Origin of the sequence: Thermus antranikianii DSM 12462 (assembly GCF_000423905.1) — a bacterium.
GTDB classification, from domain to species: Bacteria; Deinococcota; Deinococci; order Deinococcales; family Thermaceae; genus Thermus; species Thermus antranikianii.
Map to the genome: position 1 here is coordinate 122,695 of NZ_AUIW01000001.1, position 19,443 is coordinate 142,137.

The 19,443-nt window shown below is 64.2% G+C and carries 17 protein-coding genes; 10 read left to right on the top strand and 7 right to left on the bottom strand.

Annotated elements, in window-relative coordinates:
* The first annotated feature begins 14 nt into the window (after positions 1–14).
* The 3 genes from G584_RS13045 to G584_RS0100605 all read left to right on the top strand — a co-directional run bounded on the left by G584_RS13045 (position 15) and on the right by G584_RS0100605 (position 2,940).
* Positions 15–533: a helix-turn-helix transcriptional regulator gene (locus G584_RS13045; RefSeq protein WP_028492880.1), complete on the top strand. Its 519-nt coding sequence runs from the start codon at positions 15–17 to the stop codon at positions 531–533.
* Positions 534–928: 395 nt separating this feature from the next.
* Entirely contained in the window at positions 929–2,209 is a 1,281-nt protein-coding gene (locus G584_RS0100600; protein WP_245563271.1) for a COG1361 family protein, read from the top strand.
* Between the two features lie 59 nt (positions 2,210–2,268).
* Positions 2,269–2,940 carry a type-5 uracil-DNA glycosylase gene (locus G584_RS0100605; protein WP_028492882.1) on the top strand — a complete coding sequence of 224 codons (672 nt, stop codon included), beginning with the start codon at positions 2,269–2,271 and terminating at the stop codon, positions 2,938–2,940.
* Here the strand turns inward: G584_RS0100605 and polX are convergent.
* Positions 2,918–4,645, bottom strand: coding sequence for a DNA polymerase/3'-5' exonuclease PolX (gene polX, locus G584_RS0100610; RefSeq protein ID WP_028492883.1), 1,728 nt, complete (start codon positions 4,643–4,645; stop codon positions 2,918–2,920). The genes G584_RS0100605 and polX overlap by 23 nt on opposite strands.
* Before the next feature lie 32 nt (positions 4,646–4,677).
* Between polX and G584_RS0100615 the strand changes: the two genes are divergently transcribed.
* Positions 4,678–4,926: a hypothetical protein gene (locus G584_RS0100615; protein WP_015717202.1), complete on the top strand. Its 249-nt coding sequence runs from the start codon at positions 4,678–4,680 to the stop codon at positions 4,924–4,926.
* Here G584_RS0100615 and G584_RS0100620 read toward each other — a convergent pair.
* Together G584_RS0100620 and nifJ are read right to left on the bottom strand one after the other, a co-directional pair.
* Complete coding sequence (locus G584_RS0100620; RefSeq protein ID WP_028492884.1) at positions 4,892–5,890, bottom strand: dihydroorotate dehydrogenase-like protein; 999 nt, start codon at positions 5,888–5,890, stop codon at positions 4,892–4,894. The genes G584_RS0100615 and G584_RS0100620 overlap by 35 nt on opposite strands.
* Before the next feature lie 44 nt (positions 5,891–5,934).
* Positions 5,935–9,438: a pyruvate:ferredoxin (flavodoxin) oxidoreductase gene (gene nifJ, locus G584_RS0100625; protein WP_028492885.1), complete on the bottom strand. Its 3,504-nt coding sequence runs from the start codon at positions 9,436–9,438 to the stop codon at positions 5,935–5,937.
* Positions 9,439–9,522: 84 nt separating this feature from the next.
* Between nifJ and G584_RS13050 the strand changes: the two genes are divergently transcribed.
* Positions 9,523–9,657 (top strand): hypothetical protein, encoded by a 135-nt coding sequence (locus G584_RS13050; RefSeq protein ID WP_272595918.1) that lies wholly within the window; start codon positions 9,523–9,525, stop codon positions 9,655–9,657.
* A gap of 32 nt (positions 9,658–9,689) precedes the next feature.
* Complete coding sequence (locus G584_RS0100635; RefSeq protein WP_028492886.1) at positions 9,690–10,916, top strand: aminopeptidase; 1,227 nt, start codon at positions 9,690–9,692, stop codon at positions 10,914–10,916.
* Between the two features lie 117 nt (positions 10,917–11,033).
* Here the strand turns inward: G584_RS0100635 and G584_RS0100640 are convergent, their stop codons facing one another.
* The gene (locus G584_RS0100640; protein WP_028492887.1) at positions 11,034–12,272 is read right to left on the bottom strand and encodes an O-acetylhomoserine aminocarboxypropyltransferase/cysteine synthase family protein; all 1,239 of its coding nucleotides are present in this window, start codon (positions 12,270–12,272) and stop codon (positions 11,034–11,036) included.
* Between the two features lie 21 nt (positions 12,273–12,293).
* Positions 12,294–13,823, bottom strand: coding sequence for a cation:proton antiporter family protein (locus tag G584_RS0100645; RefSeq protein ID WP_028492888.1), 1,530 nt, complete (start codon positions 13,821–13,823; stop codon positions 12,294–12,296).
* Between the two features lie 208 nt (positions 13,824–14,031).
* Between G584_RS0100645 and G584_RS0100650 the strand changes: the two genes are divergently transcribed.
* The 3 genes from G584_RS0100650 to G584_RS0100660 are packed head-to-tail and all read left to right on the top strand — an operon-like array spanning position 14,032 to position 16,506.
* A complete protein-coding gene (locus G584_RS0100650) occupies positions 14,032–15,027 on the top strand; it encodes an ABC transporter substrate-binding protein (RefSeq protein ID WP_028492889.1) in 996 nt (331 codons plus the stop codon).
* Complete coding sequence (locus tag G584_RS0100655) at positions 15,020–15,766, top strand: ABC transporter ATP-binding protein (RefSeq protein WP_028492890.1); 747 nt, start codon at positions 15,020–15,022, stop codon at positions 15,764–15,766. The genes G584_RS0100650 and G584_RS0100655 overlap by 8 nt, the downstream gene beginning before the upstream one ends.
* A complete protein-coding gene (locus G584_RS0100660) occupies positions 15,751–16,506 on the top strand; it encodes an ABC transporter permease (protein WP_028492891.1) in 756 nt (251 codons plus the stop codon). Before G584_RS0100655 ends, G584_RS0100660 begins: the two co-directional genes overlap by 16 nt.
* Here G584_RS0100660 and G584_RS0100665 read toward each other — a convergent pair.
* Positions 16,503–16,916 (bottom strand): universal stress protein, encoded by a 414-nt coding sequence (locus tag G584_RS0100665; RefSeq protein WP_028492892.1) that lies wholly within the window; start codon positions 16,914–16,916, stop codon positions 16,503–16,505. The genes G584_RS0100660 and G584_RS0100665 overlap by 4 nt on opposite strands.
* A 12-nt stretch (positions 16,917–16,928) precedes the next feature.
* Positions 16,929–17,951 carry an Hsp33 family molecular chaperone HslO gene (gene hslO / locus G584_RS0100670; protein ID WP_028492893.1) on the bottom strand — a complete coding sequence of 341 codons (1,023 nt, stop codon included), beginning with the start codon at positions 17,949–17,951 and terminating at the stop codon, positions 16,929–16,931.
* 36 nt (positions 17,952–17,987) lie between these two features.
* On the opposite strand from hslO, the gene cysS reads away from it, so the two are divergent.
* On the top strand, positions 17,988–19,433 hold the full coding sequence (gene cysS, locus G584_RS0100675) for a cysteine--tRNA ligase (RefSeq protein ID WP_028492894.1): 1,446 nt from the start codon (positions 17,988–17,990) through the stop codon (positions 19,431–19,433).
* Positions 19,434–19,443 lie beyond the last annotated feature (10 nt).

The following is a 19,443-nucleotide window of genomic DNA, read 5'->3' on the forward strand; positions in this document are numbered from 1 at the left end:
AATGAGGCCAAACCATGGTTCGGGTCTGGCTCAATCTTTCCCTGGCTTCCCTACAAGAAGCCTTGGCTGAGGCCCTTCGCACCCGGGGATTTCACGTGGAGGAACATCCCTACACCGCCCAGGTGGGCCTGACAGAGGGGGTAAGGGAAGTCCCTCCACCCCCACCCCTTCCGGCGGTGGTGCTCCTTCGGAACCCGGAGCAAGCGGCCCAGGCCCTCAAGCAAGGGTATAGAGGGTACCTCTACCCGGACCAAGGCCTCGAGGTCCTCGCCAAAGCCCTAAACGCCGTGGCTCGAGGCGAGCTCTGGGCCGAGCGCCGCATGCTGGCTGGCTTGGTAGGGGAACCCAGCCCCCGCTTTACCCAGCGGGAAAAGGAGGTGGCCGCCCTGGCCGCCATGGGCCTCAGCAACAAGGAGATCGCCAAAGAACTCGGCATCTCCGAGCGCACGGTAAAGGCCCACCTATCGGCCATCTTTCAGAAGGCCGGTGTGAAGCGGCGGAGCCAGCTGGCCCAGATCCGGTTCCTTTCCTAGGGGAAAACCCTACCAAGGAAGTAGTACCTTCTTTTTACAAGGCCTAGGGCAAAGGAGAGTTGTCAACAGATTAGAAGTGTCCTATCCTGGCCCGAAAGGAGGAGGATTTTATGTGGGCTAAGCCATCATGGTTTAAACTTGGAATCCCTCTCGGAACGCTCTTGCTCCTCGTTCTGTCCGCCTGTGGGGGACAGACTGGAGAGAGGTTGGGCCAGACCCTGAAACCAGCCTCCGCGGTAAGCGGGACGCCTGATCCCTACCCCATCTGGCAATCAGGAAACGCCGACGCCGAATGCACTCAGGCTGGGGTGAGCTTTGATGGAGCCTACAAGGTCGACTCACCCACCAGCGGCACCTCCACCTACACCGTTGATTCGTATGGTAACACCATCACCTTGACGCTCTCCAGCGATGGCAAGTACGTGGACTGGAGCTCCACCCTGGCCATGACCGCGGTGATCGTCAAGGGAGGGCCCGGGGCCAACGTCTACCGCTACGATCCCCCCGCCACCTCCGACACCGGCCTCCACGCCCCGCCCAACCAGAAGGGAACCATCCCCAAGGTCAGCCACGTGACCTTCTGCTTCCAGTACCGCTTGAAGGTAAGCAAGACGGCCGAAACCCATTACACCCGTCAGTACTTCTGGGAGATCCAGAAGACGGGGGACCAGACGGAGCTCACCCTGAGCCACGGTCAAGTCTTCCCCGTGAACTACCAGGTGCGGGTGGGGGTCACGGGCTATGAGGAGCGGGACTTCGCCGTAAGCGGCACCATCACCATAGAGAACAACACCCCGATCACCTTTGTGGTGCAAAGCGTTTCCGATGTGGTCACACCGAACATCGCCGCCAGCGTAAACTGTGGGGCCCTCCCCCACACCCTGGCCCCAGGTGGTAGCCTGACCTGCACCTATAGCGCCAACCTGCCCGACAAGACGAACCGCACCAACACCGCCACCGTCAACTACGTGCGCCAGGGACAGGACTGGGTGCGCACCGCAAGCGCCACCGCCCCGGTGACCTTCGGTGACCCCACCACGCTGGTGGACAACCAGGTGAACGTGACCGATGACCGGTACGGCCCCCTGGGCACCGTGAGCGCAGGCGAAGCCCCCAAGACCTTCACCTACACCCTGGAAGTGGGGCCCTACGCATGCCAGGCCCAGGATATGTACCACGCCTTCACCAACACCGCCACCCTCACCACCAACACCACCGGCACCGTAAGGTCCTCCAGCTGGACGGTTACGGTAAGGGTGCCCGCCTGCCCCATGGGCTGCACCCTCACCCAGGGTTACTGGAAAACCCACACCGAATACGGTCCCGCCAAGCCCCGGGACGCCACCTGGGACCTTATCCTTCCTCGCGGTGAAGACTCCGACTTCTTCCAGTCCGAGAAGAACTACTACGAGGTTCTCTGGACCCCGCCCTCTGGCGGCAATCCCTACTACCAGCTGGCCCACCAGTACATCGCCGCCAAGCTGAACGTGCTGAAGGGAGCTTACGCTCCACCCGAGGTGCAGGCGGCCATTGCCTGGGCAGAAAACCAATTCTTTAACCTCTACCCACCCAGCTACAACTTCGGCAAGAGCCTCACCAACCAAGCCCGTTACTACGCGGGAATCCTGGGCCAGTACAACGAGGGCAGGATCGGCCCCGGGCACTGTAGCGAGTAAGCCTCAAACCCTCCCCATAACCCCCGCCCTAGGGCGGGGGTTATGCTTATAAGCCGATGATGGATCTTTCCTCATGGGATGCCTTCAAGCGGGAACTTACCGCCTGCACCCGCTGCCCGAGGCTGGTGGCCCACCGGGAAGAGGTGGGGCGGAAAAAGCGCCGCGCTTTCCAGGATTGGACCTACTGGGCCAGGCCCGTTCCCGGATTCGGGGACCCCCAGGCACGCCTGGTTCTCTTCGGCCTGGCCCCCGGGGCCCATGGTTCCAACCGCACGGGCCGGCCCTTCACCGGGGATGCCTCCGGAGCCTTCCTCTATCCCCTCCTCTACCAGGCGGGCCTCTCCAGCAAGCCGGAAAGCGAGCCCCACGACGACCTAAGGCTCTACGGAACCTACCTCACCGCCGCCGTGCGGTGCGCTCCCCCGGAGAACAAGCCCACCCGGGAAGAACTCCTGGCCTGTAGCGCCTGGACCCGGGTGGAGCTCGGGCTCCTTCGGGAGGCCAGGGTCTACCTGGCCTTGGGCCGCATCGCCCTCGAGGCCCTCCTGGACCACTTCGGCATGAAGAAGACCGCCCATCCCTTTTTCCACGGGGCCCACTACCTCCTGCCGGATGGCCGCCACCTCCTGGCCAGCTACCACGTTTCCCGACAGAACACCCAGACGGGCAGGCTCACCCGGGAGATGTTCCTGGAAATCCTACTAAAGGCTAAAGGCCTCGCCGGCCTTTAAGCCAGGCGGTAAGCTCCGGGTAGGAGAGCACGTTGAGCACGCGCTCAGGTCCTATCCAGGCCCTCTGCGCCGTGCCCACCGCAAGCTCCATGAAGCGCAGGTGCTCCGCCTGGTGGGCATCGGTGGAGAGGCTGATCCATAGGCCCATCCCGTAGGCCATGCGGGCCAGATCATCCGGGAGGTCCATGCGGTCGTAATACCCATCGATCTCCACCGCCACGCCCCGTTCCTTGGCCTTTTTAAACACCGCCTCCCAGTCCGCCTCAACGGGCGCCCGCCTCCCGATGAGCCGGGCCGTGGGGTGGGCCAGCACGTGCACGAAGGGGTTTTCCAGGGCGCGCAGGATCCTTTTGGTCTGCTCGGTCTTGGAAAGCTTAAAGCTTGAGTGGATGGAGATGAGCACCAGGTCCAGCTCCCGCAAAACCCACTCCGGGTAGTCCAGGGAGCCATCGGGCCGGATGTCCACCTCGGCCCCCGCCAGCAGGTAGGGAGGACCATGGGTTTCGTTGAAGCGGCGGATGGCCTCTATGCGCCTCAGGGCCTCCTCGGGGGAAGGACCTCCCGCCACCCGCACCGCCGGGGAGTGGTCGGTGACCCCCAGGTACTGGTAGCCCAGGGACTTGGCCGCCTGCCAGAGCTCCTCGAGGCTATTCTGCCCGTCGGAGTACGTGGAGTGGACCTGCAAGTCTCCCTTCACCTCGGAAAGCTCGAGAAGCCTGGGAAGCCTTCCCTCCAAGGCTGCCTCGATCTCCCCATGGTCCTCCCGCAAGGCAGGGGGAATGAAGGGTAGCCCCAGGGCCTCGTAGACCCCTTCCTCCGTCTCCCCTGCCAGGCGCGCTTCGCCCCTAAAAACCCCGTACTCGGAAAGCTTCAAACCCTTTTCCTGGGCCAGGCTCCGAAGCCGGATGGAGTGCTCCTTGCTCCCCGTGAGGTACTGGAGCCCGGAGCCCCAACTCTCGGGCGGCACCACCCTCAGGTCCACCTGGAGGCCGTTTTTCAAAAACACCGTGGCCCGCTCCTTGCCCTGGGCGTACACCTCCTTCACCTGGGGAAGCCTCACGAACGCCCTCACCACCTCCTCGCTTCTTTCGCTGGCCACCAGGTAGTCCAAGTCCCCCACCGTGTCCTTATACCGCCGGGCGGACCCGCAAAGCTCCGCCCTCTCCACCCCGGGCAGCTCCCGGATGGCAGCGAGGAGGTTCCTCGCCAAGGAAAGCACCGCCCCCAAGGGCCTTCGCTTGCCCGCCACCTGCACCAGGGCCAGACCTTCCCGGATGCGCTCCGCCTTCTTTGGGCCAAAGCCCTTCAGGCGAAGGAGATCGCCCCTATCCAGGGCCTCCCTTAGCTTTTCCAGGGAGTCGATGGCCAGCTCGTCGTAGAGCTGCCGGGCGGTCTTGGGTCCCACCCCGGGCACCTCCATCACCGCCAAAACCCCCTTTGGCACCCGCTCCGAAAGCTCCCGGTGCTTTCTAATCTCCCCGGTATTGAGAAACTCCAAGATCTTTTCCGCCAGATCGGGCCCGATCCCGGGAAGGGCCAGAAGGGCTTCCCTTCCTCCCTTGGCCACCTCCTCAATGGGGGTATCCAGGTCGTACAGGGTGCGAGCCGCCTGGTAATAGGCCCGCACCCTAAAGGGGTTGTCCCCCAAGAACTCGCTCATGAGCCCGATCTCCTCAAAGAGGCGGGCCAGCTCCTGGTTTCTCATGCCCTCACTATACGGGTATACTGGGCCTGCCCATGCCCCCACCGGACCGGTTCCGCAAGGCGGTGTTGGAGATGCTGAAACAGGAGGGCCGGCCCCTCCACTACACCGAGGTGGGCCGCCGCCTGAAGGAAGCAGGGCTCTGGGCCGAGGTGAAGGAGCCGGAAAAGATCGCCAAGATCCGGCTTTCCGCCTTAGCCCGCTGGTCCAGAAGCCCGGTGGTGGCCCTGGGAAAGGGGTTTTACGCCCTCAGGGAAGAAGGCGATACGAGCCCAGAACCTTGAGGTAGTTGGCCCTTTCCAGGGCGGCGGGTTCCGCCACCTTCAGGTAGCTCATCACCCCCCGCATCTCCTCCACGCTTGCGTACTCCTTTTCCTCCATAAAGGCCTTGAGTTCCTCCAGTACGGTGCGGAAGTGCCCGGGCCCCTTTTCCAGGACGGCCGAGGTCATCATCACCACCTGGGCCCCGGCCAGAAGCCCCTTGGCCGCCTCCTTCCCCGAATGCACACCCCCCGTCAAGGCCAGCTCCAGGCCGACCCGGCCGTAGAGGAGGGCGATCCAGTGGATGCGCAAAAGGGCCTCGTAGGGACGCGAAAGGCTTAAGGTAGGCACCACGGAAAGGGTCTCCAGGTCCAAGTCGGGCTGGTAGAAACGGTTGAAGAGGACCAAGGCCCGGGCCCCTGTGGCCTCCACCTGTTTGGCGAAGTGGGCGAAGGCGGTGAAGGCGTGCCCCACCTTGACCGCCACAGGGATCCCCACGCTTTCCACCACCGCCCGGATGGTATCCAGGTACATGGCCTCCACCTCCGCCCCGGAAAGGGCAGGGTCGGTGGGGATGTAGTAGAGGTTAAGCTCTATAGCGTCGGCCCCTGCCTCCTCCAGAAGCTTGGCGTACTCCACCCAGCCCCCCCGGCTGATGCCGTTCAAGCTGGCGATGATGGGGATGGAAACCCGTTCCTTGGCCCGGGCAAGAAGGTCCAGGTGGCGCTCAGGGGTCAGGCGGTACTCGTGGGCCCGGGGAAAGTAGGAAAGGGCCTCGGCGTAGCTTTCGTGGCCGTAGTGCAGGTAATGGTCCAGCATCTCCTCCTCGAGGGTCACCTGCTCCTCAAAGAGGGAGTGCATCACGATGGCCGCCGCACCCCCATCCTCCAGGCGGAGAAACCCGTCCAGACGCTCCGTAAGGGGTGAGGCCGAGGCCACCAAGGGATGCTCCAGCTTCAATCCCATGTAGGTGGTGCTGAGGTCCATACCCTCCTCCTTCATCTTTTTCCCCTAGAAGGGAATGCGCGCCCTTAGCTTGGCACAACCCCCTTGGCTGCCATGCGGGAAAGCCTTTCCCACCTTTCCCGCACCGCCTCCTCCGCCAGCTTTAAGAAGGCCTCGGCCCCCTCGGGGTGGGTCTGGAGGAGAAGCCGGTAGCGGTTTTCCGCGTAGAGGTATTCCCTAAGGGGCAGCGTGGGGGGCTTGGAGTCCAGGATGAGCCCCTGGCCAGGGATGTAGCGGAAGAGGGGCCAGTACCCCGTGCGCTCCGCCAGCCTCTGGTGCTCCATTCCCTTGGCCATGTCGATGCCGTGGGCGATGCAGTGGCTGTAGGCGATGATGAGGGCCGGGCCCTTATGGGCCTCCGCCTCGAGGAAGGCCTTCAGGGTATGGGCGTCGCTGGCCCCCATGGCCACCTGGGCCACGTAGACATGCCCGTAGCTCATGGCCATGAAGGCCAGGTCCTTCTTGGGGGTGGGCTTGCCTGCTGCGGCGAACTTGGCCACCGCCCCCAGACCCGTGGCCTTAGAGGCCTGTCCCCCTGTGTTGGAGTAGACCTCCGTGTCCAGGACCAAAACCTTCACGTTGGCCCCGCTGGCCAGCACGTGGTCCAGGCCCCCGTAGCCGATATCGTAGGCCCAGCCATCCCCACCCACGATCCACACGGAATGGGGGATGAGGGCATCCGCCACCGCCAGGAGGTCCTTGGCCCTGGGATCCGCCAGGTCCTTGAGCTTTTCCCGTAGGAGGGCCACATCCTGCCGCCTCTTCTCCACCTCCTCCGGCCCCGTTTCCGCAAGGAGCCTCTCCACCAGCTCCTCCCCCAGGATCTGACGGAAATCCTTAAGCAACTCCCGGGCGTACTCCGCCTTCTTGTCCAAGGCCAGGCGCATGCCGAGGCCGAACTCAGCGTTGTCCTCGAAAAGGGAGTTGGCCCAGGCGGGACCCCGCCCCTCCTTGTTCTTGCTCCAGGGGGTTGTGGGAAGGTTTCCCCCGTAGATGGAGCTGCACCCGGTGGCGTTGGCCACGACGAGGCGGTCGCCGAAGAGCTGGGTTAGTAGCCTCAGGTAAGGGGTTTCCCCGCACCCCGCGCAGGCCCCGGGGAACTCGAACAAAGGCTCCAGAAGCTGCACATCCTTCACGGTGTGGAGCTTAAGGCCGGCCCTGGGGGTTTCCGGCAAGGAGAGGAAGAAGTCCCAGTGCCGGTTCATGGCCTCCCGCACCTCGAGGCGGGGTGCCAGGTTCAAGGCCTTGCGGCTCGGGTTCTGCTTGTCCTTGGCGGGGCAGACCTCCACGCAAAGGGAGCAACCCGTGCAGTCGTCGGGGCTGATGGCCAGGGTAAACTCCCCAGTGAGTTCCTTCCACATGGCCTTGCGGTGGGGGAAACCTTCGGGAGCCTGGGCCAAGGCCTCCTCCGGCACCACCTTGGCCCGGATCACCGCATGGGGGCAGACCAGGACGCACTTGCCGCACTGCACGCACACCTGGGGATCCCAGGTGGGGATGAACTCCGCGATGCCCCGCTTCTCGTACCTGGCCGTCCCCGTGGGGTAGGTTCCATCCGGGGGAAAGGCGGAAACCGGCAAGGCATCTCCCAACCCCAGGGCAATGGGCCCCAGCACCTCCCGCACAAAGGCAGGCGGGTGGTCCACCATAGGGGGCACCAGTTCCTTTTCCGAGGTGATCCTTCCGGGTATGGGCAGGGGCTCCACCGCCTCAAAACCCAGCTCCACCGCCCGGAAGTTCCTTTCCAGCACCGATCGGCCCCGCTTGCCGTAGCTTTTCTCGATGCCCTTCTTGATGCGGGCCTTGGCCTCCTCCTCGGGTAAGACCCCGGAAAGCTTGAAGAAGGCCGCCTGCATGATGGTGTTGATACGCCCGGGAAGGCCCACCCGCCTGGCCAACTCGTAGGCGTTGACCACGTAGACCTTGAGGTTTTTCCTCAGGATCTCCTCCTGAACAGGCCTGGGCAAGCGGTCCCAAACCTCTTCCTTAGGGTAGGGGCTGTTGATGAGGACCGTGGCCCCCTCCTCCGCCACCTCCAGCATGGGAAGGCGCTCCAAGAAGCTCCACTGGTGGATGCCCACGAAGCTGGCTTTCTGCACCAGGTAGGGCTTGTTGAGGGGATTTGGCCCAAAGCGCAGGTGGCTTACCGTGCGGGAGCCCGACTTCTTGGAGTCGTAGACGAAGTACCCTTGGGCGTAAAGGGGGGTCTCCTCCCCGATGATCTTGATGGTGTTCTTGTTGGCGCTCACGGTCCCGTCGGCCCCCAGGGCGAAGAAGACCGCCCGCACCGAGGCCGGGTCCTCAAAGTCCACTTGGGGGTAGGAAAGGCTTGTGCCCGTCACATCGTCCACGATCCCCACGGTGAAGCCGTGCCGGGGCTTCTCCTTCTTGAGTTCCTCAAAAACCCCCAGGGCCATGGCCGGGGTAAACTCCTTGGAGGAAAGCCCGTACCTCCCTCCCACCAGAACCGGAACCTCCCCGCCCCTAAGGGCAAAGGCCGCCGCCACCTCCTGGAAGAGGGGCTCTCCCACGGCCCCGGGCTCCTTGCCCCGGTCCAGGATGGCCACCTTCTTCACGGTCTGGGGCATGGAGGCGAGAAAGGCCTCCCCGTGGAAGGGGCGGTAAAGGCGCACCCGCACCATCCCCACCCTTTCCCCTTGCCTCAGGAGGTACTCCACCGCCTCCTCCACCGCCAAGGAGGCCGAGCCCATGACCACCACCACCCGCTCCGCCTCCGGGTGGCCGAAGTACTCGTAGGGGGCGTAGCGGCGCCCCGTCACCTGGGCAAACTGCTCCATGGTTTCGGCCACCACCTGGGGCAGGCGCAGGTAGTAGGGGTTGATGGCCTCCCGGTTCTGGAAGTAGTGGTCGGGGTTTTGCGCGGTGCCGCGGATCACCGGGGCCTCGGGGGTCAGGGCACGCCGCCGGTAGGCCTCGAGGGCCCCGAAGGGAAAGAGGGCCTTAAGCTCCCGGTCGGAAAGGGGCACGATCTTCTGCACCTCGTGGGAGGTGCGGAAGCCATCCATAGCGTGAAGCACGGGCAGGCTTGCCTTCAGGGCGGTGATGTGGGCCAGGGCCGCCAAGTCCTGGGCCGCCTGCACGGAGTCCGACACCAAGATCGCCCACCCTGTGGGCCGCACCGCATAGAGGTCCTGATGATCCCCGAAGATGGACAGGGCATGGGTGGCCAAAGCCCGGGCCGCCACGTGGATGACCCCTGGAAGGGCCTGGCCGGCGATCTTGTACATGTCGGGGATCATGAGCAGGAGGCCCTGGCTGGCGGTGAAGGTGGTGGCCAGCACACCCTCCTGGAGGGCTCCGTGCAGGGCCCCCGCCGCGCCCCCCTCGGACTGCATCTCCACCACTCGGGGCACCAACCCGAACAGATTGGGCTCCCCCTTGGCCGCCCACTCGTCGGAAAGTTCCGCCATGGGGCTGGAAGGGGTAATGGGATAGATGGCGATCACCTCGCTCAGGCGGTAGGCTACCCGGGCCACCGCCTCGTTGCCGTCCACGGTGATGGGGCGCATAGGGTTCACCTCGCCCTTACCATAAGGGTCCGGGCGGGTGAGGAATGTCCCAACCCTGGCCACGCCTGGGTGTACCCTGAGGCTATGCCCCTACGGTATCCCTTAGCCCTCCTTTTCCTTTTGGCGGCTTTCCTCCTCGAGGATTACCGGCCTCCCCTGCTCCTCCTGGCTGGGGTCGTCCTCCTCCTGGGAAGGCCCAAAAGCTGCCCCAGGGCTTGACGGAAGCCCCCTGGGCCAAAAGACTTGAGGGCGTGAGCACGTTTCAGGAGAACCTAGAAAAGCTGGCGGATCTGGCCATCCGGGTGGGGCTCAACCTGGAACGAGGGCAGGAGGTCATCGCCACCGCGCCCATCGAGGCAGTGGACTTCGTGCGCCTCCTGGCGGAAAAGGCCTACGAGCATGGGGCGAGCCTCTTCACGGTCCTCTACGGGGATAACTTCCTTTCCCGGAAGCGCCTTTCCCTGGCCCCGGAGGAAGGCCTGGACAAGGCCCCGGCCTGGCTCTACGAGGGTATGGCCAAGGCCTTCCGGGAGGGAGCGGCGCGCCTTGCGGTTTCCGGTAACGATCCAAGAGCCCTAGAAGGCCTTCCCCCGGAGCGCATCGGACGGGCCCAGCAGGCCCAGAGCCGAGCCTACAAGCCGGCCCTCGAGGCCATTACGGAGTTCGCCACCAACTGGACCATCGTCCCCTTCGCCCATCCCGGCTGGGCCAGGGCGGTCTTCCCGGATCTTCCCGAGGAGGAAGCCGTGGCCAGGCTCTGGCAGGCCATCTTCCAGGCCACCCGGGTGGACGGGCCGGATCCCGTGGCCGCCTGGGAGGCCCACAACCGAAGCCTTCACGAAAAGGTGGCCTTTCTGAACGCCAAGCGCTTTACCGCCCTCCACTTCCAGGGGCCAGGCACGGACCTGACGGTGGGACTTGCGGAAGGCCACCTGTGGCAAGGCGGGGCCACCCCCACCAAAAAGGGGCGCATCTGCAACCCCAATCTGCCCACGGAGGAGGTCTTCACCGCCCCCCACCGGGAGCGGGTGGAAGGGGTGGTGCGCTCAACCCGGCCCCTGGCCCTGGGAGGCCAGTTGGTGGAGGGCATCTGGGCCCGGTTTGAGCGGGGGTATGCGGTGGAGGTAGGGGCGGAAAAAGGCCAGGAGGTCCTCCTCAAGGTCCTCTCCACCGACGAGGGAGCCCGCAGGCTTGGAGAAGTGGCCCTGGTACCCGCCGACAACCCCATCGCCCGAACGGGCTTGGTCTTCTTCGACACCCTTTTTGACGAGAACGCCGCCAGCCACATCGCCTTTGGGCGGGCGTATGCGGAGACCCTCGAGGGGCGCCCCACCGGGGAGGAGTTCCGGAAGCGCGGGGCCAACGAAAGCCTGGTGCACATCGACTGGATGATCGGCTCTATGGAGATGCAGGTGGATGGGATTTTGGAGGATGGTACCCGCGTGCCCCTCATGCGCGAGGGGCTTTGGGTGATCTGAAAGCTGAGGGTTTCCTAAAGAATCCCGCCGTGGAAATCCCACCGGCGGGATCTAGGCTTCGGATGGCGAGTTAGTGCATAACTTCACGATATCACACGCTTGTGCTTTTCTTCCCCCCTAGGCCCCTTCCAAGGCCTCCCGGAACCAGGCCACAAGATCCTCGGGATCCTCCAGCCCCACGGAAACCCGCACCAGCCCCGGGGTAACCCCCGCCTGAAGCCTCCCCTCCTCCGAAAGGCGGCTATGGGTGGTGGTCCAAGGATGCACCAAAAGGGTGCGGGCATCCCCCAGGTTGGCGGCCTTGGGCAGGGGCATGGTTCTCAGGAAACGGCTCGCTGCTTCCTGGCTTCCCAGGTCCAGGGTGAGCATGGGCCCCCCCGAGGCCAAGTACTTCCGGGCCATGGGGTAGGCCGGATCCTGGGGCAGGCCGGGGTAGCGAAGGGACTGGATCTTCGGGTGGCCCCTTAGGGCCTCGGCCAGGCGATGGGCGGTTTCGCTCATGCGCCTCACCCGCAGGGCCACGGTTTCCAAACCCTGGAAGAGAAGGTAGGCGTTGAAGGGGGAAAGGGCCATGCCCATAAGGGATAGCCCCAGGGTACGCACCCGCTCCGGATAACACCGAGGTCCCAGGGCCTCCCAGGGAACCTGGCCCCTGGCATCCTTCTCCAGGAACTGGGGATAGTTTTGCCAGATGCGGCTTTCCCTTACCACCACCGCCCCTCCCAGCACGGAGCCGTGGCCGCTTGCCCATTTGGTGAGGCTTTCCACCACCACGTGGGCCCCCCACTGGAGGGGCTTGGCCAGGGCACCGGCAGCGCCAAAGGTGTTGTCCACCACCAGGGCAATGGCCTTTTCCTCCGCTAAAGAGGCCAGGCCCTCGAGGTCCGGCACCACCAAGGCAGGGTTGGCCACGGTTTCCACGAAGATGGCTCGGGTCCTCTCCGTGAGGGCTTCCCGTACCCGGTCGGGCTCGGGCTCCACGTAGCGCACCCTTATGCCCATGGGGGCCAAGACCTGCTGGAAAAGGCCGATGGTCTGGCCGAAAAGCCCTTTGGCCGCCACCACCTCATCCCCCGGGCGCAGAAGGGAAAAGAGGGCGGCAAAAGTGGCCGCCTGGCCCGAGGCAAAGACCAAGGCCTCCATGCCCCCTTCCAAGGCCTTTAACCGCTCCTCCAGGGCCTTGCCGGTGGGGTCCTTCTGCCGGGCGTAGACGTAGCCCTCCCCACTGGCAAAGCGCTCTGCCCCTTCCTCCAGGGTCTTAAAGCCGTAGGCAGCCACCGCGTAGATGGGAAGCCCCACCGCCCCATGAGGGTCCTCAGGTAACCCCGCATGCACCGCCAAGGTTTCGTAGTTCATACCCCCCAGTTTACCCCTTGGCTAAGCCCGGCTGGCCTGCAACACCTTCTCCGCAAGCCGTTCACCCGCCTCGAGAAGGGGATGGAAAACCACATCCACCCCCGCCTCCAAAAGCTGGGCATCCTCCTCCTGGGCATAGCTCACCGCCCCCACTACCCCCCCGAAACCCTTGGCCCGCAAGGCCTTCGTGGCCCGGAGCCTCGCCTCGAGGTCCGGAAGGGCTAGCACTACTCCCTCCACCCCGTTCAGGTCCAGCCCCTCCCAAAGGGCTGGGTCCTCGGCGTCCCCGTAGAGCACCCGCCGGCCCTTGGCGGCGTGGTACTCCACCTTGGCCGGGTCGCTGTCCAGGCCCACCACCGGCTCCCCCTGTCCCGTGAGGAAGCGGTAGGCCGCCGCCCCCACCCGCCCCATCCCCACCACCAACCACCGGGCCCCCAAGACCCCATGGGGCTCCTCGTCGGGATGCAGGCCCGGGCGTTCCCACCGCTTGAGCCAAGGCTCCCACCGCTCGTAAAGGGCATGGGCCTTCTGCAAAAGGGGGGCCCCCAGGAGGAAGGAGCCGCCCACGGCCAGGGCCACCGCCCCCACCCCCTGGGGGGAGAGGTGCCCAAGCCCCTGGAGCACCCCCGCCGCCACCACGCCGAACTCCGAGTAGGTGCCCAGGCCTACCCCCACCAAAAAGGCGGTGCGGGCCCGAAAGCCCTGCAAAACCAGGGGCAGGAAGAGGGAAGCCGGCTTGAGAAGAAGCAGCAAGAGGAGGAGAAGCCCCGCGAAAACCCCATCCGGTCCCACCGCCAGCCCTGCCCGCAGGAAAAAGGCCAGCAAAAAGGTTTCCCTTAAGGCCCAAAGCCTCTCCGCCATCTCCCCGGCCCCAGGGTAGCGGGCAAGGCCGAGCCCCATGAACAGGGCGCCCAGGGCCTCCGGGGCCTGGAGAAGCCGGGCCAGCTCCGCCCCCAAAAGGGCCAGGGCGAGCCCCAGGAGAAGCTGCAGCTCGCCTCCTTGGGCCAGGTGGAAAAGCCGGGCCAGCAGGGGACGGAATAGGGGAAAGGCCAGGACCAGAAACCCGGAAGGCCCCACCCCCTGAAACCCCAATAGGATGAGCAGAGTCAGGGAAACCACGTCCAGGAAAACGGAGACCCCCAAGGCCACCTGCCCGTGCAGAGCAGCAAGCTCCCCCTTGCCCTGGAGCACCCGGGCAAGAAGCACGGTGCTGGGGTTGACGAGGGCTACCGCCAGCACCAAGAGGGCCAGGGGGTTCTGGACCAAGCCCAGGGCGTGCAGGGCCAGGGCCAGGACGGGAAGCAGGAGGAGTTGAAAGGCCCCCGTAAGCCACACCTCCTTGCGGACCAAACGCCCTGGGCGCAGGCCAAGCCCCACGGTAAACAGCAGAAGGTAGATCCCCAGGTTCGCAAAGAGGTGTAGAAGGGGATCTCCCGCAAACCCCGCAACCCCCAGGGCCACCCCAACACCTAAATAGCCCAGAAAGGCAGGTAGCCCCAGGCGAGTAGCCAACACCCCAGAAAAATAAGCGAAAAGCAGGATCCCTGCCATTCTGGGACCTCCAGAGAAAGGGGGCAAGCCCCTCCTTAACTATACCGCACACCCTGAGGTCAATCTGTATTCAATCCACAAACTTAAGGGCTTGCGCATAAAACCAGCCCAAAAGCCACCCATCCCCACCCATGGGCGCAGGGCTTAGCCCACGGGCCGATGCCTTATACCCTTGACATTAACAAGCTCATATTTCACCATATTCAATATGAGCTGCTGCGTGGACCGCAGGGAGGTGGTCAAGGGACTCTCCGGCCTCGCCCTAGGAGGACTTACCCTTGGACAACGAGGCCAAAGGCGCATCAAGCTGGCCTTCTGCTCCCAGCTCCTTTGCATCATCCCCTATGAGGTGGCCGCCAGAAGGGGTTACTTCCGAGAGGAAGGATTAGAGGTGGAACTGGTCTATGCCCGCGGGGGGAGCCAGGCTCTGCAGTTTTTGGTGGGCCGGGCAGTGGACTACGCCGCCACCAGCCTGGATGCTGCCTTACAGGCCTATCACCAAGGAGCTCCCATCCTTCGCTTCGCCTCCACGGGGAGGCTCCCCCTTTTCGCCTTGGCCGCAAGCCCCAAGGCCCCGGAGATCCGGGAGATCAAGGACCTCGAGGGGCGGACCGTGGGGGTTTCCGCCCTGGGAAATGCGGACCACGTTCTCCTGGTATACCTGCTGAAAAAGGCCGGGGTAGATCCCAAGCGGGTCCGCTACGCCACCTTGGGTCCCAACCTCTACGAGGCTTTAAAGGCGGGCCACGTGGAGGCCGGCATGATTCAGGAGCCCGCCCTATCCCTTCTTAAGGAGGCAGGGGGTCGGGAACTGGTCAACCTGATGGATCTAAAACAGGCCACGGCCTACCTAGGAGGCCCCTACGAGTTCATGGGGGTAGCCATAAGACGGGAGGAAAGGCAAGCCCGCCTGGAGGAGATGCGGGCCATAGCCAGGGCTTTGGAAAAAGCCTTGCGCTTCATCCGGGTAGCGGAGGCCCGGCTCATCGCCGATACCCTGCCCAAGGCCCTCATCGCTGGCGGGGATGAAGTAAGGCTTAAGGCCATCATCGAGCGCTATCGCAAGGATCTCTACCCCACCGGGGTACGCATCGACCTCGAGGCGGCCCGCCGGGTGGCGGAAAGCCAGATAGAAGCTGGCCTCTTGCCGCCAGGCTTCAAGGTGGAAAGGCTCCTGGACCTGGAGGTGCTGGGTAGTGCTTGAGGTTCAAGGAATCTCCTTAGGCTACGGGTCCACCTTGGTCTTGGAAGGGGTGGACCTGAGGGTGGAAGCGGGAGAATTTGTAAGCCTAGTTGGGCCCTCGGGGAGTGGGAAGAGTACCCTACTCCGAACCATCGCTGGGCTTCTCACCCCCCAAAAGGGATCCATCCGAAGAGGGTGTACTCAAGAGGAAATCGGCTTTCTATTCCAAGAAGACGCCCTCCTACCTTGGCGCACCGCCCGGGATAACGTGGCCCTGGGCCTAAGGATCCGCGGCTGGCCCAAGGAGCAAGCCTGGAAAGAGGCGGAGGCTTGGCTGGAGCGCCTGGGCCTCGAGGGATTAGGCAACCGCTTTCCCCACCAGCTCTCTGGGGGCCAGCGGAAAAGGGTGGCCCTGGCCCAAGTCCTCGTGCTCAAGCCCCGCCTCCTCCTCATGGACGAACCCTTCGCCAGCCTGGACGCCATCCTCCGCACCCAGGTGACCCAGGATCTCTTGGCCCTGGTGGAGGAGGAGGGCATTACGGTGCTTTTGGTCACCCATGACCTAGAGGAGGCCCTAAGCCTCTCCGACCGGGTCTACCTGCTCTCCCAAGGCCCAAGGGCCCGTATCGTCCAGGAGTACCGCCTTCCGTTCCCCAGGCCCCGCGACCCTATAGGGGTGAAGGCGGACCCCCGGTTCGGCACCTACCTGCAAAGGCTCTGGCAGGAACTCAAGGAGGTTTCCCTATGCGCCGCGCCCTAAGCCTAATTCTCCTCCTGCTCCTGTGGGAGGCCTTGGCCGCCCTAGGCCTGCTTAATCCCCTCTACGCCCCTCCTCCCCACCAGGTCCTCCTCACCCTCCTGGCGCTCTTCCAAGAAGGAGAGATATGGCCTCATCTACGAGCCACCTTCACCGCGGCCATGTTGGGTCTAGGAGCCGGTATCCTCCTGGGTGGGATCCTGGGTCTCTTGGCCGCCTTCAGCCCACTGGTTTCAGATGTGTTGGAACCTGTAATGCTCCTCCTCAATGCCATTCCTCGGGTGATCCTCGCCCCCCTCTTCGTTATCTGGTTGGGCATTGGCCTGGCCTCCAAGGTGGCCCTTAGTCTAGTCCTGGTGGCAGTCCTTATCTTCTTCGCTGTCTTTGGCGGCGTGAAGCAGGTGGACCCAAGGCTGGTGGAAAGGGTTAGAACCCTAGGGGGAAACCAATACTGGCTTCTCAAGGAGGTCTACCTCCCCTCCATCGCCGCCTGGGTCCTCTCGTCCTTGAAGGTAGCGGTGGGCTTTGCCTTTACAGGGGCGGTGGTGGGTGAGTTCGTGGCTGCCAGCCAAGGCCTTGGCTACCTTCTTTCCTTTGCCCAAACCACGTATAACGCTAAGCTCAGCCTGGCCTTGATCACCCTCATCGTGGCCTTCGTTCTTCTTCTTTTCGCCTTCTTCAACCGTCTAGAAGCCTCGCTGCTACGCTGGCGTCCTCAAGCTTCCCAAGGCACACCTGGTTAGCGCACCAGGAGCACGGGGCAAGGGGCCTCTGCCAACACCTTCTGGCTTTGGCTTCCCAAGAAAAGGCTGCCAATCGCCCCCAGGCCCCGGGTACCCATGACGATGAGGTCAGCCCGCTCCCCTATGGCGGCTTCCAGGATGGCCTCCGCAGGGCGTCCCTCGAGGAGAAGGGCATCCTCCCGGGGCACTCCCGTGAGGCCCACAGCCTCCGCCAGGACTTTTTCCGCCCGCTCCAGCCGCCTTTTCAAGGCCTCCTGGAAGAAGGGCTCTCCCAGGTAGTCGGGGACAGGCTCATAGACATGAACCACCACCAGCCTGGCCCCATGGGCCTCGGCTTCCATCTTGGCTATCCTCGCCGCCCGCTTAGCATGCTCCGAACCGTCATAGGCTAGGAGGATGGTCTTGAACATGGCCTAAGCTTATCAGGCCTGGGCTCGTTTTTCCGAAGGAATTTCCACCTTACGCCCGCAACGGCAGGTATCCCCCTCGATCCGGAAAAGCGTGCCGTCCGCCTTGGGATACAGCCAAAGGGTGCCGCAGTCAGGGCAGCGTACCTCCGCCACCAAGGAGCGGATCTCCTCGGGGGAGAAGCGGTAGACCTCTCCGCACCAGTGGCAGACCACCTCCGCACCCCCGTCCTTCACGATCATGTCCTCCCGTTCCTCCGGGGTGAAGAAGACCAGAGCCTCCAGGGCCTTCTCCCGGTTACAGCGGCAGCGGAAGCGGGCGGGGATCTCGTTTAAAGGGTAACCCAAGGCCTTGAGATCCGTCCTTTCAAAACCCAGGCCAGCAAGAAGCCTTTCCAAGGCAGCTTCCAAGCCCTCCCGCAAGAGGGGCGTGATGCCGCTTAAACCCGCCAGGTTGGCCTCGAGGCGGGAAAGAACCTCCTCGGGAGTATCCGGCATCACCTGGATGGCCACACCCCCCGCCACCTCCACCTCCCCTTCCCCCTTGACCCGCACCCCTAAGAGAACGGCAGAGGGAATCTGCTCCGACTGCCAAAGATAGTGGGCGAGATCCTCGGCGATCTCCCCGGAAACCAGGGGCACGGTGCTGGTGTAGACCTCCCCGTTCGGGAGGCTCCGGTCCACCCGCAACACCCCGGCACCGATGAGTTCCCCCACATTGAGCTTTCCATCCTCCCGCAAGGGCACCTCCGCCCTCGGGTTACGCACGTACCCTCGTACGTTTCCAGCCACATCCGCCTCGGCCACGAGCCCACCCAAGGGCCCCGTGCCCTCGATGCGCAGAGTAACCCGCTCCTTGGGTGTTTTCAGGAGGAGCTGGGCCAGCAACAACGCCCCGGTCATGGCCCGGCCCAAGGCGGCGGTGGCGGTGAGGGAAAGCCCGTGGCGGCGCCGGGCTTCCTCCACCACGTCGGCCGTGTCCGCGCCCACCACCCTAAGCTGGCCATCCCCTGCCAAGCCCCTCAGGATCCTGCCCATACCCCGCCATTATGCCATGGGCCTATAATCCCCCATATGGGCCTCCGCATCTACGACACTTTGCAAAGGAGGAAGGTGGATTTCACCCCCACCACCCCGGGGCACGTGGGAATCTATGTCTGCGGCCCCACCGTATACTCTGACCCCCACCTGGGCCATGCCCGGGGACCCATTGTTTACGACGTGCTCCGCCGCTACCTGCTCCACCAAGGCTACCGGGTACGCTTCGTCTCCAACATCACCGACGTAGGCCACCTCACCGACGACGCCGACCAGGGGGAGGACAAAATCGAGCGCCGGGCCAAGCTGGAAAGGCTCGAACCCATGGAGGTGGCGGAGAAGTACACCTGGAGCTACTTCGACGCCATCACCGCCCTAAACGTGCTCCGACCTTCCATCGCCCCTAGGGCCAGTGGTCATATCCCGGAGCAGATCGAGCTCACGGAAAGGCTCTTAAAGCTGGGTTTCGCCTACGAGCGAAAGGGTAGCGTCTACTTCCGGGTGCGGGCCTTTCCTGAGTACGGAAAGCTTTCGGGAAAACGCCTGGAGGAGCTTAGAGCCGGGGCCAGGGTGGAGGTGCGGGAGGAGAAGGAGGACCCCCTGGACTTCGCCCTTTGGAAGGCCGCCGAGCCCGGCCACATCATGCGCTGGAAGAGCCCCTGGGGAGAAGGGTACCCGGGCTGGCACATCGAGTGCACCGCCATGAGCCTCAAGTACCTAGGGGAAGGGTTTGACATCCACGCTGGGGGCATCGACCTCCAGTTTCCCCACCACGAGTGCGAGATCGCCCAGGCAGAGGCCGCGGGCTACCGCTTCGCCCGCCACTGGATGCACCACAACCATGTGCTTCTGGAAGGGGAAAAGATGGCCAAGAGCACGGGGAACCTGGTCCTCCTCCACGACCTCCTTAAGGCCCACGAGCCCATGGCCCTGCGCTTTTACCTCCTCCAAACCCACTACCGAAGCCCCATGGACTTCACCTGGGAGGGCCTCGAGGCAGCCAAGCGAGGCTATGCCCGCCTCCTCCAGGCCTATCGTGAGGTGCGGACCCGCCTGAACGCGGCGCACCCTGGGACCACCCCGGAGCTGGAAAGGGCCTTGGATGCCCTGGAAAAGGATTTCCTGGAGGCCATAGAGGACGACCTCAGCACCCCAGAGGCCCTGGCCGCCTTCTTCACCTTCCTCCCCGAGCTCAACAAGCTTCTCCCTGAGGCCAAGAGGGACTCCCTGAGGCGTACCGCCCAGGTCTTCCATACCCTGGGGGAAGGCATCCTGGGCCTCTTCCCCGAAAGGGTGCTGGAGGAAAAGGTGTCCGGGCCCCTTCTGGAGGGGTTAGTCGCCCTTCTTCTGGAACTTAGGGAAGAAGCCCGGCGGGCCAAGGATTACGCCAAAAGCGACCTGATCCGGGAAAGGCTCAAGTCCCTGGGCATCATCGTGGAGGACACCAAGGAAGGCCCCAAGTGGCGGATTGGCTTGGCGTAGCCTAACCAAC

Coding starts and splice junctions, on each gene's coding strand:
- G584_RS0100665 (WP_028492892.1), bottom strand. CDS start 16,916: ATGTTCAAGACCATCCTCCTAGCCTATGACGGTTCGGAGCATGCTAAG.
- G584_RS13050 (WP_272595918.1), top strand. CDS start 9,523: ATGCCCCTACGGTATCCCTTAGCCCTCCTTTTCCTTTTGGCGGCTTTC.
- G584_RS0100650 (WP_028492889.1), top strand. CDS start 14,032: ATGAGCTGCTGCGTGGACCGCAGGGAGGTGGTCAAGGGACTCTCCGGC.
- G584_RS0100660 (WP_028492891.1), top strand. CDS start 15,751: ATGCGCCGCGCCCTAAGCCTAATTCTCCTCCTGCTCCTGTGGGAGGCC.
- cysS (WP_028492894.1), top strand. CDS start 17,988: ATGGGCCTCCGCATCTACGACACTTTGCAAAGGAGGAAGGTGGATTTC.
- G584_RS0100605 (WP_028492882.1), top strand. CDS start 2,269: ATGGATCTTTCCTCATGGGATGCCTTCAAGCGGGAACTTACCGCCTGC.
- hslO (WP_028492893.1), bottom strand. CDS start 17,951: ATGGGCAGGATCCTGAGGGGCTTGGCAGGGGATGGCCAGCTTAGGGTG.
- nifJ (WP_028492885.1), bottom strand. CDS start 9,438: ATGCGCCCCATCACCGTGGACGGCAACGAGGCGGTGGCCCGGGTAGCC.
- G584_RS0100645 (WP_028492888.1), bottom strand. CDS start 13,823: ATGGCAGGGATCCTGCTTTTCGCTTATTTTTCTGGGGTGTTGGCTACT.
- G584_RS0100640 (WP_028492887.1), bottom strand. CDS start 12,272: ATGAACTACGAAACCTTGGCGGTGCATGCGGGGTTACCTGAGGACCCT.
- G584_RS13045 (WP_028492880.1), top strand. CDS start 15: ATGGTTCGGGTCTGGCTCAATCTTTCCCTGGCTTCCCTACAAGAAGCC.
- G584_RS0100620 (WP_028492884.1), bottom strand. CDS start 5,890: ATGGACCTCAGCACCACCTACATGGGATTGAAGCTGGAGCATCCCTTG.
- G584_RS0100615 (WP_015717202.1), top strand. CDS start 4,678: ATGCCCCCACCGGACCGGTTCCGCAAGGCGGTGTTGGAGATGCTGAAA.
- polX (WP_028492883.1), bottom strand. CDS start 4,645: ATGAGAAACCAGGAGCTGGCCCGCCTCTTTGAGGAGATCGGGCTCATG.